This window comes from Pseudoalteromonas sp. P1-9 (assembly GCF_001399975.1).
Taxonomy (GTDB): domain Bacteria; phylum Pseudomonadota; class Gammaproteobacteria; order Enterobacterales; family Alteromonadaceae; genus Pseudoalteromonas.
On sequence record NZ_LKBD01000022.1, the window covers coordinates 1 to 17818 of the forward strand.

Consider the following 17818-nt stretch of genomic DNA (forward strand, 5'->3'; position numbering starts at 1 on the left):
TAGTTGGTTTAGTAACCGCAGGTATGACAGCTGCGATTGTAACGGGTGTTGCTGTAGGTGGAAGCTACTTGTTATTTAAATAAGATGAAGTGAAACCAAAATTTAAGGAAACATGCCTATGGTAATAACAAAAAAGTTAATTAATATCTTTAAAAAACAAACAAAATAGCCTTTCTATTCAATTAAATAGAAAGGCTTTTTTACTTGGCGAAATACTAGCTTACTAAATCAAAGCGATCCGCATTCATTACCTTATTCCATGCCGAAACAAAGTCATCTACAAACTTCTGACCATTATCATCTTGTGCATAAACTTCTGCATAAGCACGCAAAATTGAGTTTGAGCCAAACACTAAATCAACGCGCGTAGCTTGCCAAGCATCCTCTTTAGTCGCTCTATCACGCAGTACGTATTGGTTATCGCCTGTAGGTTGCCACTCATAACGCATGTCTGTTAGATTGACAAAAAAGTCGGTAGTCAGTTGACCAATGCGATCGGTAAACACACCTGCTTGAGAATCACCATAATTACAGCCTAATACCCGTAAACCGCCCACCAACACCGTCATTTCTGGTGCAGTTAATCCTAGCAATTGAGCACGTTCCAGTAATAACTCTTCTGGGCTTGCTGCAAATGTTTGCTGCTGCCAGTTTCTAAAACCATCATGTAGGGGCTCTAAATAAGCAAACGAGTCTACTTCGGTCATCTCTTGAGATGCATCACCACGGCCTTTGTTAAAGGTTAGACTTGCTGTAAAGCCGGCTGCACTTGCCGCCTGTTCAATTGCAACATTACCCGCAAGTACAATCACATCAGCAACACTCACATTATGCTCATCTGAGATTGCTTGATACACACTTAGCACCTTAGCAAGTTTTTCAGGCTCGTTGCCTTGCCAATCTTTAGCCGGCTGCAAGCAGATATGCGCGCCATTCGCGCCGCCGCGTTTATCTGAGTAACGGAAAGTGCGCGCACTATCCCATGCCGTTGTTGCCATTTCAGCAATCGATAAACCGCTAGCTTTAATTGCCGCTTTAACAGCTTGTTCATCATAAGCCGTATTACCAGCTGGAATGGGATCTTGCCATGTTAAATCTTCTTTTGGCACATCAGGGCCGACATAACAGGCTTTTGGCCCCATATCACGGTGTGTTAATTTAAACCATGCACGTGCAAACACCTCAGAAAAATACGCTGGGTCGTTATAGAATCGCTCTGAAATTTTGCGATATTCAGGGTCAACCTTCATCGCCATATCAGCATCGGTCATAATGGGATTATTGCGTTTGCCGTTGCCATCAACCGCTAGCGGCTTATCTTCTTCTTTAATAGCGACAGGTTCCCATTGCCATGCACCTGCAGGACTCTTTTTAAGTTCCCACTCATGGTTAAGTAGTAATTCGAAATAGCCGTTATCCCACTGAGTAGGATTGGTTGTCCACGCACCTTCAAGGCCACTGGTTATTGCATCTGCACCTAAGCCATTACCTTCTTGATGATTCCAACCAAGGCCTTGTTCGTTAATATCAGCTGCTTCTGGTTCAGGGCCAAGTTTCGCGGCATCACCATTACCATGACATTTACCTACGGTATGACCACCTGCGGTAAGCGCCACTGTTTCTTCATCGTTCATTGCCATACGGGCGAAGGTTTCACGCACATCATGTGCTGTTTTTTGTGGATCTGGCTTACCATCAACCCCTTCAGGGTTAACATAAATTAAGCCCATCATTACTGCGGCTAATGGGTTTTCTAAGTCGCGCTCACCTGAATAACGACTGTTGTCATTTTCTGATGGGGCAAGCCATTCTTTCTCAGCGCCCCAGTAAGTGTCTTTTTCTGGGTGCCAAATGTCTTCGCGGCCAAACGCAAAGCCATAGGTTTTAAGTCCCATCGACTCATATGCAATGGTGCCAGCATACGCAATTAAATCCGCCCAGCTTAGTTTGTTACCGTACTTTTTCTTAATAGGCCAAAGTAAACGGCGCGCTTTGTCGAGGTTGGTATTATCTGGCCATGAATTAAGCGGTGAAAAACGTAAATTACCAGTACCCGCACCACCGCGACCATCGGCAACGCGATAGCTGCCCGCAGCATGCCATGTCATGCGGATCATTAAACCGCCATAGTGGCCCCAATCGGCAGGCCACCAATCTTGGCTGTCAGTCATAAGTGCGGTTAAATCGGCTTTAAGAGCAGCGAAATCAAGCTGCTTTAGTTGCTCGCGGTAATCGTAGTCGCTACCGAGCGGGTTAGTTTTTGAATCGTGTTGATGCAAAATATCGAGATTGAGGGTATTAGGCCACCAATCTGTGTTCGATTTTCCAGTTTGCGTAATACTTCCTGATGTAAATGGGCATTTACTTGATGACATCGCGCATCTCCTTTGTTTGTCTGACGGGTTCATTGAGACGACATTTTTCATTAAAATGGTTAACAAGCAGCGTTTTTTCACGCTTAAAAGAAACCGTGTGCCAATTGCCTATGTGGAAATAATGCTAGGCAAGAATGCAGGGGAAGCATTCTTAATTGAGATAACCGAACCACTCATACCTCAATTAAACGCATCAAAATTGCTTTATTTTGCTCGTTAAAATCAGTTAACAATTCATGTCGGTGAACGTAAAAATATTTATACGCTCAATTAGTTATACAGGATCAAATGCTGTTTTGCAGTGCCAAGGTCAAAAAAACATCAAAATTCATAATCTAGCAGATGTTTAAATCACTGCGTTAACCTGTATAGCATTTATCTTTTAACTCATTTTCAAAAAGCTGCTGAAGCAACACAATATCATTGGTTCTTACATAATTAGGCCTAACCACAAGCGCTATCGTGCGGTGCGGACCTGGCTCATTTAAATGTACCGCAGCAAGCTCACCTTCATTTTTGACGAGTTGGTCAAGTGCCATCTGTGGTACTAAGGTTGTGCCTAGTTTGCCGGCAACCATTTGAATTAATGTGTGTAAACTGGCTGAGTCTAATTGATTGTCATTGTTGGCGTTTTCTAATTTACAAGCAGCAAGCGCATGCTCTTTTAAGCAGTGGCCATCTTTTAGCAACATTAATTTGTCGAGATCGAACTCATTGGTGGTAATTTCACGCAGATTTAGTGCACATTCGTCTTTGTGGCTCACCCAGTAAAAGTCTTCTTGCCAAAAATTAAATGCCATTAAACCATCAATATCGTATGGCAAGGCTAAAATTGCAGCGTCAAGCTCACCTTCGCGTAGTTTTTCAACCAATACATGGGATTGGTCTTCAACGATTTTCAGCTTAAAGTCGCTATATTCAGTGCGCACTTTCGGCAATACCTTTGGCAGTAAAAAAGGGCCAATTGTCGGTATTACACCAATCGTCATCGGGCTTGCTAGCGGCGCTTTATTGGACTTTGCCAGCAACGTCAGTTCGTCTACCTCAAGTTTAATGCGTTTGGCTTTTTCAAGAATTAACTTGCCTTCGTCAGTAATAAACACATGTTTATTGTTACGCTCAAAAATAGTCACACCTAATTGTTTTTCTAGCTCATGTACCGCAGTACTAAGCGTTGATTGCGAAACATGGCAATTGTCTGCGGCCTTTTTAAAATGCAGCGTTTTTTCAACGGCTAAGGTGTAATGAAGCTGTTTCAATGAAATCATTATAGTTCTTATAAATCGAATGTTTTTTCAATAATAATCAATTTATACGAAATAACCACATCGCTGACTCGGCTGTTTTTATTCCCAACACTAAAATGAAAATAAAACAACTAAACTTCAATAAGTTAAGCCATAATTCAAAAATACCGATGGTGACTATGTGTTTTTTTGATTAGCGTTTTCAAAATCAATATGGCAGGAAAAATGTCTACATAACAATAATCTAAAAAAACGAATATCAACTTAGTTATTATCAAATTTAGTTATTTAAATTCCCTTCTATACTTTGCTGCGTTAATACACCCATAAATCATAAGGGGAATTCAAAAATGAAATCCGTTCAGATATTAAAATATACTTCTATTGCCGCTGTTGTAGCACTATCTTTAGGCGCAACATCTGCATTTGCTAAAGACACGATGAGCAAGCCCACAGGCGCGATTGGTATGGGCAAAGTAATGCCTAACCAAGCGAAATCGAACCTATTTTGGTGGCCAAACCAACTCGATTTAACACCACTTCGCGATCACGATGTTCGCTCAAATCCATTAGGTGAAGACTTTAATTATAAAAAAGCGTTTACACAGCTTGATATGGATGCGCTTAAAAAGGACATCGATTTTGTGCTTACTGACTCACAAGAATGGTGGCCTGCAGATTGGGGTAACTATGGCCCATTTTTTATTCGTATGACGTGGCATGCCGCAGGCACTTACCGCACGCTTGATGGCCGAGGTGGCGCGGGCGGTGGTCAACAACGCTTTAACCCATTAAATAGCTGGCCAGATAACGGTAACCTAGATAAAGCACGTCGCTTACTGTGGCCTATTAAACAAAAATACGGTGAGATTATTTCTTGGGGTGACTTAATTGTGCTTGCGGGTAACGTAGCTTTAGAAAATATGGGCTTTAAAACGTACGGCTTTGCAGCCGGACGTGATGATGACTGGGAACCGGATATGGTGTACTGGGGACCAGAAGTTGAAATGTTAGCAAGCGATCGTCGCGATAGCGATGGCAAATTAAAGCGCCCACTGGCTGCAGTTCATATGGGCTTAATTTACGTAAACCCTGAAGGCCCAGGTGGCGTACCCGATCCTCTTGGCTCAGCTAAAAATATTCGCGAATCATTTGCACGCATGGCAATGAACGACGAAGAAACACTTGCACTTATCGCAGGTGGTCACACCTTTGGTAAAATGCACGGCGCTCACAAAGCCAATAAGTGTTTAGATAAAGAACCGGGTGCAGCGCCAATTGAGCAACAAGGTTTTGGCTGGAAAAACAAATGCGGTAAAGGCCATTCAGAAGACACAGTTACCAGTGGATTAGAAGGTGCGTGGACACAAGCTCCAACCAAGTGGACATCACTATACCTATCAAACTTACTTAATTTTGAGTGGAAACAATCACGTAGCCCTGCCGGTGCGATTATTTGGGTACCGACCGATGAGTCATTACACAAATCAGTTCCGGATGCGCACGTAAAAGGTAAGTACAATCCACCAGTGATGAACACTGCAGATTTGGCGTTAAAATTTGACCCAGAGTACCGCAAAATTGCAGAGCGCTTCTTAGCTGATCCTGAAGAGTACCGCCTTGCATTTGCCAAAGCGTGGTTTAAGTTAACGCACCGCGATATGGGTCCACTTGATAATTACTTAGGTGACGAATATCCAAAACAAGCGCATATTTGGCAAGATCCTATCGACAAGCCAGATTACAAACTAGTAAGTGATAAAGACGTTAAAAAACTAAAAGCGCAAATTTTAGATTCAGGTCTTTCAGTATCTGAACTAGCCGCAACAGCATGGGCGTCAGCATCAAGTTATCGTGATTCTGATATGCGCGGCGGTGCAAACGGTGCACGTATCGCACTGGCGCCGCAAAAAGATTGGCAAGTGAATAACCCAGCACAAACTGCGAAAGTCATTGCCAAACTTACTGAAATTAAAGATGAGTTTAATAACCGTACTTTTGGTCGCAGCAAAATTTCACTTGCTGATATGATAGTACTTGGCGGTGCGGCTGCAGTTGAGAAAGCCGCTAAAAATGCAGGGGTTAAAGTAAGCGTACCATTTGTTGCCGGGCGTGGTGATGCGACCCAAGCACAAACAGATGTAAACTCATTTTCATTACTAAAACCAAGTGCTGATGGCTTTAGAAACTACTATGAAAAAGGTTATTACAAATCACCAACCGATACCTTAGTAGATAAAGCAGACCAGCTAGCATTAACAGTGCCTGAAATGACGGTATTAGTTGGCGGTATGCGTGTGCTAAACACCAATACAGACGGCTCAACCAACGGTGTATTCACAGATAAAAAAGACACACTAAACAATGACTTTTTTGTCAACTTGCTTGATATGTCGACTGAATGGCAAAAAGCAGGTGATGTGTACCAAGGTAAAGATCGTAAAACCGGCGCTGTTAAATACACAGCAACACCGGTTGATTTAATTTTTGGTTCGTCATCTGAGTTACGTGCTGTTGCAGAAGTATATGCTTTTGATAATTCAAAAGAACGTTTTGTAAACGACTTTGTAAAAGCATGGACAAAAGTAATGCAACTTGACCGTTTTGATATTAAATAACGAGTGATGTTACACCAACCAAAAGGCGCATTGTGCGCCTTTTTTCATGTTTAAAGTACAGAACTCTGATAACAACACAGCCCCAATTGTTTGTTAAACATAACGACTTAAAGATATTTTTAACCTTACTCAGCAATTTTAATAAATATGGCTAAACTCAAATGTAACGAGTTATAAAATTCTAATTACAATGAAACGATTAGGACTGATATTTTTAATTTGCGTTTTCTTAGTTTATTGCCATGAACAAAATACGCAAATACTGCGAATTGGCACCAATATTTGGTTAGGCTACGAGCCTTTTTACACTACACGTCATAAATATCCAGAGCTAATGAAGCACATTAAACTCATTGAATACCGCAATGCGTCTCAAGTGCTTAATGGCATTATTAATAACTCGATAGACGTAGCGGCTCTTACGTTAGACGAAGCCGTTAAAATAAAAGCGCTCGGATTTGATGTTGAAGTTATTTGGGTCTTAGATTATTCAAATGGTGCAGATACTTTGATGGCAAAACCCACTATTACCAATGTAAATCAATTAATCGGTAAACGCATTGGTGCCGAAACATCCGCGTTGGGGTTATATTTTCTATCTCGTTTTTTAGAACTTAACAACTTAACAACTTAACAATCGACGATATCAACATCGTTAATTTAGAGGCTAATCGCCATATACAAGCCTATCAAAACAATGAAATTGATGCCGTTTTTACATTTGACCCCAGCAGCAGTAAGTTACTCGAATTAGGCGCGAATAAATTATTTGATAGCGGCCGAATTCCAGGCGAAATAGTTGATGTATTAGTATTAAACAAAAGCACAATATCTGAAGAAAAAAAGCGCTATTTAAACTCGTTCTTAACCTTAAATAACCGCACAGTGATGCATATCAGTAAAGATATCGCACCCTATATCAACTCTTTAAACCAACGACTTCATTTAAGTAAAACACAATTGATACAAAGTTATTCAGGCATTTCATTACTCTATGGACAAGACGTAACTGATTGGCTGGAAGACAAGGATAAACACCAAAAATTGATTAGTCGCTACAATTCGGTGTTGCTTGAACAAGGAAAAATAAGCAAACCGTGTCATTGCCGTACATTAATTAACCCGCACTATGCAAAGCAGGTGTTTAATGAGAATTAAACTCTGGGTATTTGCATTAATCGGCATTGCTGTTTCAATGTTAGTCGTAAGCATATTTTTCCTTACCGTCGTAGAAAAAGTGGCAATTAAAAATATCGTAGAACAAGAGCAAGCCTTACTCGAACATCAGGCTGAACTAATGGCCTCAAACCTAAGCCATGGCGACATTGAACAAGTAAAAAACTGGGCCACATTAACCGCAGAACTGCAAAATGTACGTTCAACTTACGTTGTCTCACGCGAAAAAACAGTGATTGCATCAAATACGATTTCGCACGAAGGAAAAGAATTGCTCGACGTTGATAGCGCAGCGTTTATTTTTCTAGGTAGCGATAAGCTGTATAACATAAATGATTATGTATTGTATTTAGCTGCGCCAGTGCTTGAAAAGGGCACTAAAAACGCATCGCACTATTTAGTGTTAGAAAAATATATTTACCCAGCTTTGCATCAGTTTGCTGTACAGGTGCAATACACGACCTTAATCGCAACAATCATTTTTTTAGTTTTTTCAACCTCGTACTTTGTTGTTATGCGCAACGGCTACATTTTTAAACTTAAACAATTTTGCGCCGCAATTACGGGCTTTAATGATGGTAAAACTGCAATCCGAATTAGTGAAGATAAAGATATTTTTTATCGTTTAGCCTGTACAATCAATGATTCATTTGCACTAAATGAGCACTTAGGTGAAATGCTTGACGAAAAAGCTACTTTAGCAAACTTAGTAAGCGACCTTGCACCTGATGCAGTAATTGAAACCAACGAACAAGGCACGATCTTAAAAGTCAATAACAGTTGTTTATCTTTGTTTGGCTACGAAACAAAAGCAGAACTGATCGACCAAAATATCGCAATTTTCATTCCACCTAAATATCAAAAAGTGCACCATGATTCATTTATGAAATCGCATAATTTAGAGTCAGTACTTAAAACTATCCGCAATGTAGAAGCAATGCGACAAGACGGTAAAGTGTTTCCAGTCGAAATCACCATTTCGCGCTACCACACATTAAAAAACAATCACTTTGTTGCCTTTATTCGCGATAGAACCCAAGAGTTTGCCGACAAAGAAGCAATTGAACACCTTGCGTATTTTGACCAGCTTACTGAGCTTTACAATCGCAATGGTATAAAAGCACATCTAAAAAGTGCCTACTTCCCAATGCAAATTAGTGTGATTGAATTATTGTACCTTCGCGATATTAATGATATTCACGGGCAGCATATTGGCGATTGCTATTTGCAAGCATTTACAACGGCATTAAAAGAAATAGCGCTTGATAATATGCAGCTTGCACGCATAGGCACATCTAAATTTCTGGTATGTCATCACGGCGGTGGCAAAGAAGAAATAAAGCAAATGCGCAGTTTAATTAATAAAGAATTAGCGATTCAAAATATGGTGTTAAAAGCCAAATTCAATCGTTGCATAAGCACATTAGATTGTGCCGACAGTTTTGATTCGATTGTTGAACAGTCTGAATTATCGCTACGAGGGGCCAGTGGTGAAGTAAACAAAGTAGTGAGAATCGACCCTGAATTTCATAAAAACGTAAAACGAGAGGCAACGTTAAAACGCGAGCTGATAACTGCGCTTGAAAATGACGGTTTATACTTTCAATATCAACCTAAATTTGACGCCAAGACCCTTAAAGTAAAATCAGCGGAAGCCTTGATCCGATGGACACTCGACGGCAACTTTATTTCACCCGCCGAGTTTATTCCAATTTCCGAGAAAAAAGGGCTCATGCCATTAGTCGATAGATACGTTATTCACAGCGTATGCAAACAGATCCGAAGCTGGATAAACCTTGGTAAACCCATAGTGCCTATTTCAATTAATTTATCGGCACGCCATTTATTTGAGCAGACTACCATCGCTTATATTTTTCAAAAAGTTGGTGAGTTTGATATTCCTCATAACTTTCTTGAGATAGAAGTCACAGAGTATGGACTAATCAAAGACTACAAAAAAACGGCAATCAATATGATGCGATTAGAGCAAGCTGGCATAGAGGTGGCGATTGATGACTATGGTACAGGTAATGCCAATTTAGAAACCGTGTTATCGCTGCCAATCAAGCACCTAAAAATTGACCAAAGCTTTATAAAACTCGGTATGAAAACAGATAAAGGCAAAGTGGTACTCGAAAACATCTTCTCATTAGCCAAGTCGTTAAAAGTAAAAACCACCGCAGAAGGAGTGGAAAACCAAGAGCAACTGGACTACGTAAAAGAAGCACAATGCGATGACATTCAAGGTTTTTTACTTTCTAAGCCTTTGCCTCTCGAAGTATTTGAAGCGTTAATCTGTGACAGTGAAAAAGCTAATACAACAATATTGAAAAGGTAATACCTAACTCTATTTCAAGCCAATACGTTTTTATAAGCTAAAAAAAGCCCACAAAAGGTTGTGGGCAAATGGTGTACTTGTGTAAAACAACTACTTGGGAAAACTAACTTTGAACAAATTCTAAAAAACAATTCGTTGAAGTTGTGGCTAGTATGCCAATAGTAAACTTAACCTAAAATTAACGGCTTTCCGGCGACTACACTTTTTGTAATAGTGCTATGTGCTTTACCTGCAAACTAAAATCACCTGCTTGTTTATTGCTAATCATAAAACCAAGCGAGCGCACATCATCAAAACGAAGTTGATAGTCCGACTCAAACTGCCTACCGCGAAACATTAAAACAAAGTCTTGGTCCGACAAATTAAACGTATGTTCTTTACCTGCTTCAGTTTTAAAATGATACACAAACGCAGGGCCGTCGTAATAACCATCCACCCGAAGACGCAGCTGGTACTGTTTACCATCACCTACAACCTTCAAACTAAGGGAATCAATATTGGTATTCTCAAATGAAATAGGCGCTCGAAATGATGCAAAACCACCGTTGTTGGCAAGTGACAAATCACCCGTAAAGGTTAATTTATTATCGCCAACAATTACGCGGCTATTTGAAACGCCTCCCATCACCGAGTCGTTTATAACCATCCATTCTAATTGGTTGAGATTGATATTAGCGTGAGTGTTTGCTGCCATAAACATCAACCCCGTAGCAAGAGACAATTTCATTGAACACCTAAACTGTTTTAAGGGTAAATAGTAATACGCTTAAAACAGCTTTTAGGTTTAATACAACAAACATTAGCTAGCGAGTGGTAACCAAACTCACTTTTACCTATTTAATATTAGGGAGTGTAAATTGGTCCGCATCTAAATGGGCAGGAAACTTTTCTTTGAACGCGTTTAATGCCAATTTAGTCAGTTCAACTGTGATTACTTGCGTTTGGTTATCCTCGGCGGCAACGAGCGTTTCACCCGTAAAGTCATAGGCAGCCGTACCGCCATTGTGTGCAACACCATTACCATCATCACCGACGCGATTAACAGCGAGTACGTAACATTGATTTTCAATTGCCCTCGCCTGCAATAAGGTATCCCAAATACGGCGACGTGCTGCAGGCCAATTAGCCACATTAACCATTACATCGTAGTCGTTGCGACTGCGTTGAAATACTGGGAAACGTAAGTCGTAGCACACCTGAGGTAACAACCTAAAACCATTTATCGTAATGATTTTTCGCTCAACACCGGCATTTACAAAATCACCTTCGTTACCTAAACAAAACAGATGGCGTTTATCGTAAAATTCCACAGTGCCATTTGGCCTACACCAGTAAAAGCGGTTCGCTTTTTTGCCTTGTTGGCTCACTAACACCGAACCCGCCAATACTGCATTTAAACCTTTTGCTTGTTCTAACATCCAATCTAAAATTGGTCCTTGCTTTGGCTCTGCAACATCTAAATTAATGGCAAAACCTGTAGCAAAAGTTTCAGGTAACAAAATTAAATCAACCGAATCTAGATTGCTCAGCTGTTCGCTTAAGCTATTTAAATTTTTATTAACGTCTAGCCATGCAATATCACTTTGCACTAAGGCGACTTTTAAGCTGTTATTTATAGCTGACATAACTTCTCCGCAGCGGCGATTAGGGTGGCGTCTTCCTTAGCAAAACATAAGCGAATCACACGATCGCCAGGGGCATTTTCATAAAACACGCTAAGAGGAATGGCAGCAACACCAACTTCTTTTACTAAATACTCGCAAAATGCCACATCATCTAATTCTGAGATGGCGGAATAATCAAGCAATAAAAAATAGGTGCCTTCACTTGGTAACAGTGTAAAACGACTATTTGCTAATGCATTACTTAACACATCGCGCTTGTGCTGATAAAACGCACTTAATTCGTCAACGTGGTTTGGCTGCTCTTTAAGCATATCGGCTAATGCCAGTTGCGCGGGGGTAAAGCTAGAAAATGTCACATACTGGTGAATTTTACGAAACTCCACCATCAGCTTTTCAGGGGCAACACAGTAACCCATTTTCCACCCCGTGCAGTGGAAGGTTTTACCAAAACTCGAAACCACAAAACTGCGGGAAAACAGTGCGTCATCGCCAAGCGCGCTTAAATGTGTGGCACCATCAAAGCAAATATGCTCGTAAACTTCATCGCTGATGAGGTACAAACCATGCTGTTCAAGCAGTAGCTTCAACGCATTAATGTCTGTTTGTTTTAGCGTTTTAGTACTTGGGTTATGTGGCGAATTAATAATAATTGCTTTGGTTTTATCGGTAATTGCGCCAGCTACCTGCTGCCAATCTATTTGGTAATTTGGTGCCGTTAGCGCGATGTGAACCGCTTTACCACCGGCAAGTTCAATCGCTGGCTGGTAAGAATCATACGCAGGGTCAAACACAATCACTTCATCATCTGGGCTTACAAGTGCTTGAATTGCGACATAAAGCGCTTCTGTTGCACCTGATGTAACGGTTACCGATGCCTCAGGTGAAATAGTTAAAGCGTATTTTCGCAGCACCAAGTCGGCAATTTGTTGTTGTAATGCGGGTACACCACTGGATGGCGAATATTGGTTAAACCCTTGTGCACTGTAAAAGTTAAGTTTGTTTTTTAGCGCTTCAGGCGTATCAAACTCTGGGAAACCTTGTGATAAATTAAGCGCTTGGTGTTCATTTGCCAATGCGGTCATTTGCGAAAAAATACTGACGCCTAAATTTGGTAATTTACTTTGCACACGATACCTCTAATCTTGATGGTGCTTTAACAAAAGCGATGCTATCATTGCCAAAAACGGATGTATAGCCGTCTAAATGTTTTGAGTTTTTATTTTCGAGTAACCTATTATGCATAATGATGCCGCAAAAAGTGCATTGATTGAAGCGGGTCGTTGGGTCAGCAATAAAGGCTGGGTACCGGCAACTGGTGGTAATTTTTCAATTAAAACAGACACAGGTTTTGTTGTCACCGCAAGTGGCCATGATAAAGGATACCTTGCCCCTGAACACTTTTTAGAGCTCGATCAGCAAGGCGCTATTAGCAAAGGCCAAGGAAAGCCATCTGCCGAAACGGCACTTCATTTAAAATTGTACCAACTTCAGCCAAGTACTGAATGTGTATTACATACCCACTCCGTTGCCGCCACTGTGTTATCGCGTTTTATAAAAGGTGATACCTTGGCAATTCACGGCTATGAAATGCAAAAATCATTACGCGGCATCAACAGTCACGAAAGTACGCTTTCTATAGCCATTATTGATAATGACCAAAATATTGATCGCTTGGCAGAACTTGTTGCAAAACGCCACGAGCAAGAGCCAATTATTCATGGTGTGCTAATTCGCGGTCATGGTTTGTATGCTATGGGCAACAGTGTAGCTGAAACACGTCGCCACATTGAAGGGCTGGAGTTTTTATTTGCATGCGAACTTGAGCGCATTAAGTTGGAGTCATCACTATGATTAAGGCCATCATTACCGACATTGAAGGCACAATTACCCGCATTTCATTTGTAAAAGATATTTTGTTTCCGTATGCGGCAAAACATATTGCTGCATTTGTTGAAGAAAACCAAAGCGATGCCACGGTAAGCGTGCAAATTGATGCAGTAAAAGCTGAACTTGCTAGGCCAGACGCCAGCCTTACCGAGGTCATAGATGCACTGCAACATTGGATTGCAACGGATCAAAAAATTACACCACTTAAACAATTGCAAGGCCTGATTTGGCAAACGGGCTATCAACAAGGTGATTTCACAGGCCATATTTACCCAGATGCCTATGATTTTTTAAACCAGCAAAAAGATGCGGGCATAAGCCTTTTTGTTTATTCGTCTGGCTCGGTAAAAGCACAGCATTTATTGTTTGAACATTCTGACTATGGTGATATTCGCCCACTGTTCAGCGATTATTTTGATACCCATGTTGGCGCTAAAAAAGACTCAAGTTCATACACCAATATTCTTGAAAAGATTGGTTTTGCTGGCTCTGAGGTGTTGTTTTTAAGCGACATCGTGGCAGAACTTGATGCTGCTCAAAGTGCGGGCATGCACACCTTGCAGCTATGGCGTGATAACCAAGAAAAAAGCGACCAACACCCAGCAATTGACGATTTTAACCAATTTGATGAAGCATTATTTGTATGAGCAAACTCACTATTTACCGTCACGACGATGCAGCAAGCGCACAGCTAGAGAGCGAAAACTTTACTGAAATTCAGCAACAACTTAATCAAGTAGGTGTGATATTTGAAAACTGGCAAGCAGCATTTGAAATTGACGCAAGCCATAGTTCAGATGATATTTTAAACGCCTATGACGCCGATATTAAACGTGTGCAACACGACGGCGGCTACCAAACGGTGGATGTAATTTCACTTACTAAAGGTAATCCAGCGGCAGCTGAATTAAGACAGAAGTTTTTATTTGAGCATACGCATAGCGAAGACGAAGTACGCTTTTTTGTCAAAGGCCAAGGCTTATTCTGCCTGCATTTAGGCAACAAAGTGTATCAAGTACTTTGCCAACAAGGGGATTTAATTTCAGTGCCAGCTAACACTAAGCATTGGTTTGATATGGGCAGCGATCCTGAGTTTACCGCAATTCGTTTTTTCAATAACGAAGCGGGTTGGATGGCACAAAGCACCGAAAGCAAAATTGCGAGTCAATTTCCAATTTTAAATTAAACAAGAAGAGCACCGAATGGTGCTCTTCTTATATTTAATAAGCCTTATTAAAGCTGTTTTAACGCGCCGTCTTTTACTTGCTGTAAATTGTAAACGCCCGTATCAAACACCCAACCAGTTACGAGCTTTGCTGGCGTTACATCAAAGGCAGGGTTAAACACCTTGGCATTGTTTGGTGCCCATTGGCACTCACCAAAGCTGCCACTAACACCTTTTACTTCAGCATCAGCACGCTCTTCAATAGGGATATGTTGACCACTTTCACAGTCAACATCAAGGGTGGTGATTGGCGCAACCACATAAAATTCAACATTATGAAAATGTGCCAGCACAGCTAAATTATAGGTACCGACTTTATTGGCAAAATCACCATTAGCTGCAATGCGATCTGCACCCACAAAAATCTTATCGACTTTACCGGCAGCCATTAAACTTGCGGCCATATTGTCACAAATTAGGGTGTACGGAATTTGCCAACTTTCAAGCTCAAATGCCGTTAAACGACCACCTTGCAGTAATGGGCGTGTTTCATCCACCCAAACATGAATATCACCGTATTTTTGATGGGCGTGGTGGATAACACCCAGTGCCGTACCCACCCCTGCAGTTGCTAATGCACCTGTATTGCAGTGAGTTAAAATATTATCGCCCGGTTTCACAAGCGCTACACCTAGGCTTGCCATGGATTCACACAGCGCAACATCTTCATTAAATAGCTGCTCAGCAGTAGCCACCAATGCATCAACAAAATTATCTTGAGCTAATGCTTGGCGCATACGCTTCATGCAATGCATTAAATTAACTGCAGTTGGACGCGTCGCCTCTAAATCATTTATTGCTTCTGCAAGTTGGCTATGAGATTCACCTTGCTCAGCTAAATGGGCAACTAATAGGGTTGCAGCTAAACCAATTAACGGTGCCCCACGCACTTTTAACGTCAAAATCAATTCTTGCATCTCGGGCACACTGCTACACACATGCCAATGCTGCTGATGTGGTAAAAGGTACTGATCTAAAACGAATAACTGTCCGCCTTGATATTTAAGACTGCGCGCGAGCAAATTTTGCATGCTGTGAAACTCCAAACTATTAACGCGCTCATTTTACACCAAGACACAAAGAAGTATAGACATCTAAACATTCATCGGTATAGAATTCCGTAATTATCTGTATTTTTGAATAGCGAACACCATGGCTGACTATATTGCTTTTGATAATGAGCGTGCACTTAACTATGTTGCACAGTTAAACGAATTTTTTGCCCCAAATGCACTATTAACTTGTAATGAGTTTGGTGATGGCAATCTCAATTTAGTCTTTCGCATTGCAGATGAAAAGGGTAACAGTGTTATTTTAAAACAGGCATTACCCTATGCCCGTTGTGTTGGTGAGTCGTGGCCATTAACCCTTGATAGAGCGCGCATTGAAGCTGCTGTACTTGAAAAACATGGTGCGGTGTGCAAACCATTCACAGCAAAAGTGCTGCACAAAAATTCCGAGCTAGCCCTAACCATTTTGGAAGATTTTGGCCATATGGCAATTTTACGTGGCGAACTAAACCAAGCAACAACCTTTCCAAATTTAGGCAGCCAACTTGCAAACTATCTGGCAACCACCAGCTTCTTTTACTCAGACTTTTACTTAACACCTGCAGAAAAAAAAGCCTTGGTCTGTGAGTTCACAAACCCAGAGCTGTGCGCCATTACTGAAGACTTATTCTTTGATGATCCATACCACACTTCTGAGCGCAATAACTACCCCGCGACACTTGAAAGTGAGGTAAAGAAACTTCAGCAAAACACCGAGCTGCACATTAAAGTGGCTAAATTAAAGCAACTATTTTTATCGTCGCCACAGAGCTTATTACACGGTGATGTGCATTCAGGCAGTATTTTTGTTGATGCGCAGTCGACTAAGGTAATCGACCCAGAGTTTGGCTTTTTTGGCCCTATTGGTTTTGATTTAGGCTCGTTTATCGGCAATTTTTTACTTAATTATTGTGCGCAGAATGCCCGTATTAGTGAAATTCCCAAGCGTCGCCAAATGCAAACCTACTTGCTGACGACGATTCAGGATGTGATCAACGAATTTGCAGCAACCTGGCTCTCGCTTGCTAAAGAGCAAACCCGTGATTTATCACTTCAGGCACCAGGCTATGCAGAGTATTTTGTAAACCAAATCATTAAAGATGCACTTGGTTTTGCCGGTACTGAGCTCATACGCCGCACCATTGGCCTTGCCCATGTGTCAGACATTGATGGTATTGAAGATGAAACCGCACGACTGCAAGTACAGCAGCAAACATTAATCCTAGGTGAGCAACTTATTTTACATGCCGAGACCACTCACGATAAAGAATCAGCATTTAATCTGATCATTAGCCTAGTCCAGTAAAAATAAGCTCAGTAAGCTCTGTGCAATAAAACAAGCGCTATAAAACAAGCGCAATAAAATCAGCTCTATAAATTCAGCCTAACAAGCCAGTAATCGTGTTACTGGCTTTTTGCTAAAGCGCTTTAGTTCATTGAAGAATATTTACACCTTCCCGCTTTGGTACTCTTCGCTAAACTTCTTCGTTTCGCTTAAATGGAATACCTTAAAGTTGAGCAATTAAATGTTAGCTATTGTTCTTTTTAAATAACCAATGTGCAATTTGAAAATTCAAAACCAAGCCGATTAAACGTCCATAATCATGCATCAGCTCAGCTCCTACATTGCCCATTAGCATCGCTATAATTTCTAAAAATAATGGGCTAACAACCGCTAAACTTGCAGCTGCTGCAAAATATACCCAGCGCAGGTGCTGTTTAACATCCTTTTTAATTGCATACTTAACAGCAATAACAAACGTCATACAAATCGTTATCGCAACTATCACCAAACTCACATAGCGCGCGCCAAATTCATTAGGCGAAAATACATGATGCATCCACACACCAGACGCCGCCATCACACATGCAGAAATAAACGCAAAGTAGCCATTAATTTTATGATAGCGCGGTTTTGCTTGTCTTAACTTTGGTGAAAACTGAAATGGCATTGTTAAAAAAAACACAATACCTGATATACCATGGCAAATAATCACAAGTGGCATATCAAAATAGCGCGCGTTAATCATTTCACTGAGCGGCGACTCAATACCACTACCTATTACAACTAAAGCAACAATAAATACTGCTGGTATTGCAGGAATGCCTATCATAAAGAGTAAAAAGCTAACACCAGCCCAATTAAACGGTGTTTTAAATTCATTTGGTTCTGTAATAATTGCATTTTGGTATGTCATTTTTTAATCCTTACGCCATACGCTAGTTAAGTTAGAAACGATTATGTAAAATACCTAAAGCAATATCGTTCTAATCTGTT

The 17818-nt window shown here is 40.9% G+C and carries 15 protein-coding genes; 8 read left to right on the forward strand and 7 right to left on the reverse strand.

The annotated features are described in order from the left end of the window. Positions 1-215: 215 nt before the first annotated feature. Both katG (AN214_RS13620) and AN214_RS13625 read right to left on the reverse strand, forming a co-directional pair. A complete protein-coding gene (gene katG, locus AN214_RS13620) occupies positions 216-2375 on the reverse strand; it encodes a catalase/peroxidase HPI (protein ID WP_054980221.1) in 2160 nt (719 codons plus the stop codon). 359 nt (positions 2376-2734) lie between these two features. Continuing rightward, positions 2735-3643 carry a hydrogen peroxide-inducible genes activator gene (locus AN214_RS13625; protein ID WP_054980222.1) on the reverse strand — a complete coding sequence of 303 codons (909 nt, stop codon included), beginning with the start codon at positions 3641-3643 and terminating at the stop codon, positions 2735-2737. A 329-nt stretch (positions 3644-3972) separates the two neighbouring features. Between AN214_RS13625 and katG (AN214_RS13630) the strand changes: the two genes are divergently transcribed. The 4 genes from katG (AN214_RS13630) (at position 3973) to AN214_RS13645 (ending at position 9754) form a co-directional block, all read left to right on the forward strand. Then, complete coding sequence (gene katG / locus AN214_RS13630) at positions 3973-6240, forward strand: catalase/peroxidase HPI (RefSeq protein ID WP_054980223.1); 2268 nt, start codon at positions 3973-3975, stop codon at positions 6238-6240. A gap of 190 nt (positions 6241-6430) precedes the next feature. Continuing rightward, entirely contained in the window at positions 6431-6874 is a 444-nt protein-coding gene (locus tag AN214_RS13635; RefSeq protein WP_054980224.1) for a hypothetical protein, read from the forward strand. Between the two features lie 254 nt (positions 6875-7128). Continuing rightward, positions 7129-7398 carry a hypothetical protein gene (locus tag AN214_RS13640; RefSeq protein ID WP_054980225.1) on the forward strand — a complete coding sequence of 90 codons (270 nt, stop codon included), beginning with the start codon at positions 7129-7131 and terminating at the stop codon, positions 7396-7398. After that, entirely contained in the window at positions 7388-9754 is a 2367-nt protein-coding gene (locus AN214_RS13645) for an EAL domain-containing protein (protein WP_054980226.1), read from the forward strand. The genes AN214_RS13640 and AN214_RS13645 overlap by 11 nt, the downstream gene beginning before the upstream one ends. A 196-nt stretch (positions 9755-9950) precedes the next feature. Here the strand turns inward: AN214_RS13645 and AN214_RS13650 are convergent, their stop codons facing one another. The 3 genes from AN214_RS13650 to AN214_RS13660 all read right to left on the reverse strand — a co-directional run bounded on the left by AN214_RS13650 (position 9951) and on the right by AN214_RS13660 (position 12461). Further along, positions 9951-10481: a CIA30 family protein gene (locus AN214_RS13650; RefSeq protein WP_054980227.1), complete on the reverse strand. Its 531-nt coding sequence runs from the start codon at positions 10479-10481 to the stop codon at positions 9951-9953. Positions 10482-10587: 106 nt separating this feature from the next. After that, positions 10588-11379: an amidohydrolase gene (locus tag AN214_RS13655; protein ID WP_054980228.1), complete on the reverse strand. Its 792-nt coding sequence runs from the start codon at positions 11377-11379 to the stop codon at positions 10588-10590. Next, positions 11367-12461: a methionine aminotransferase gene (locus tag AN214_RS13660; RefSeq protein WP_054980286.1), complete on the reverse strand. Its 1095-nt coding sequence runs from the start codon at positions 12459-12461 to the stop codon at positions 11367-11369. The genes AN214_RS13655 and AN214_RS13660 overlap by 13 nt, the downstream gene beginning before the upstream one ends. A gap of 154 nt (positions 12462-12615) precedes the next feature. Between AN214_RS13660 and AN214_RS13665 the strand changes: the two genes are divergently transcribed. From AN214_RS13665 to AN214_RS13675, 3 genes are read left to right on the forward strand one after another with little or no spacing between them, the layout of a single operon-like run. Beyond that, positions 12616-13230 carry a methylthioribulose 1-phosphate dehydratase gene (locus AN214_RS13665; protein ID WP_054980229.1) on the forward strand — a complete coding sequence of 205 codons (615 nt, stop codon included), beginning with the start codon at positions 12616-12618 and terminating at the stop codon, positions 13228-13230. Continuing rightward, the gene (gene mtnC, locus AN214_RS13670; RefSeq protein WP_054980230.1) at positions 13227-13913 is read left to right on the forward strand and encodes an acireductone synthase; all 687 of its coding nucleotides are present in this window, start codon (positions 13227-13229) and stop codon (positions 13911-13913) included. The genes AN214_RS13665 and mtnC overlap by 4 nt, the downstream gene beginning before the upstream one ends. Next, positions 13910-14452: an acireductone dioxygenase gene (locus tag AN214_RS13675; RefSeq protein ID WP_054980231.1), complete on the forward strand. Its 543-nt coding sequence runs from the start codon at positions 13910-13912 to the stop codon at positions 14450-14452. Before mtnC ends, AN214_RS13675 begins: the two co-directional genes overlap by 4 nt. Before the next feature lie 47 nt (positions 14453-14499). Here AN214_RS13675 and mtnA read toward each other — a convergent pair whose 3' ends face one another. Further along, on the reverse strand, positions 14500-15522 hold the full coding sequence (mtnA, locus tag AN214_RS13680; RefSeq protein ID WP_054980232.1) for an S-methyl-5-thioribose-1-phosphate isomerase: 1023 nt from the start codon (positions 15520-15522) through the stop codon (positions 14500-14502). 121 nt (positions 15523-15643) lie between these two features. Here mtnA and mtnK point away from each other — a divergent pair, with 121 nt between their 5' ends. Next, positions 15644-16846, forward strand: coding sequence for an S-methyl-5-thioribose kinase (mtnK, locus tag AN214_RS13685; RefSeq protein WP_054980233.1), 1203 nt, complete (start codon positions 15644-15646; stop codon positions 16844-16846). A 223-nt stretch (positions 16847-17069) separates the two neighbouring features. On the opposite strand, the gene AN214_RS13690 is transcribed toward mtnK, so the two are convergent. Beyond that, positions 17070-17738: a DUF2306 domain-containing protein gene (locus AN214_RS13690; RefSeq protein WP_054980234.1), complete on the reverse strand. Its 669-nt coding sequence runs from the start codon at positions 17736-17738 to the stop codon at positions 17070-17072. Between the last annotated feature and the right edge of the window lie 80 nt (positions 17739-17818).

Bases quoted from the DNA above. Each gene is read 5' to 3' on its own strand.
- AN214_RS13690 (WP_054980234.1), bottom strand. From the start codon at position 17,738: ATGACATACCAAAATGCAATTATTACAGAACCAAATGAATTTAAAACA.
- AN214_RS13635 (WP_054980224.1), top strand. From the start codon at position 6,431: ATGAAACGATTAGGACTGATATTTTTAATTTGCGTTTTCTTAGTTTAT.
- AN214_RS13665 (WP_054980229.1), top strand. From the start codon at position 12,616: ATGCATAATGATGCCGCAAAAAGTGCATTGATTGAAGCGGGTCGTTGG.
- AN214_RS13660 (WP_054980286.1), bottom strand. From the start codon at position 12,461: ATGACCGCATTGGCAAATGAACACCAAGCGCTTAATTTATCACAAGGT.
- AN214_RS13675 (WP_054980231.1), top strand. From the start codon at position 13,910: ATGAGCAAACTCACTATTTACCGTCACGACGATGCAGCAAGCGCACAG.
- mtnC (WP_054980230.1), top strand. From the start codon at position 13,227: ATGATTAAGGCCATCATTACCGACATTGAAGGCACAATTACCCGCATT.
- AN214_RS13650 (WP_054980227.1), bottom strand. From the start codon at position 10,481: ATGAAATTGTCTCTTGCTACGGGGTTGATGTTTATGGCAGCAAACACT.
- AN214_RS13640 (WP_054980225.1), top strand. From the start codon at position 7,129: ATGCATATCAGTAAAGATATCGCACCCTATATCAACTCTTTAAACCAA.
- katG (WP_054980221.1), bottom strand. From the start codon at position 2,375: ATGTCATCAAGTAAATGCCCATTTACATCAGGAAGTATTACGCAAACT.
- katG (WP_054980223.1), top strand. From the start codon at position 3,973: ATGAAATCCGTTCAGATATTAAAATATACTTCTATTGCCGCTGTTGTA.
- mtnK (WP_054980233.1), top strand. From the start codon at position 15,644: ATGGCTGACTATATTGCTTTTGATAATGAGCGTGCACTTAACTATGTT.
- mtnA (WP_054980232.1), bottom strand. From the start codon at position 15,522: ATGCAAAATTTGCTCGCGCGCAGTCTTAAATATCAAGGCGGACAGTTA.
- AN214_RS13625 (WP_054980222.1), bottom strand. From the start codon at position 3,643: ATGATTTCATTGAAACAGCTTCATTACACCTTAGCCGTTGAAAAAACG.
- AN214_RS13655 (WP_054980228.1), bottom strand. From the start codon at position 11,379: ATGTCAGCTATAAATAACAGCTTAAAAGTCGCCTTAGTGCAAAGTGAT.
- AN214_RS13645 (WP_054980226.1), top strand. From the start codon at position 7,388: ATGAGAATTAAACTCTGGGTATTTGCATTAATCGGCATTGCTGTTTCA.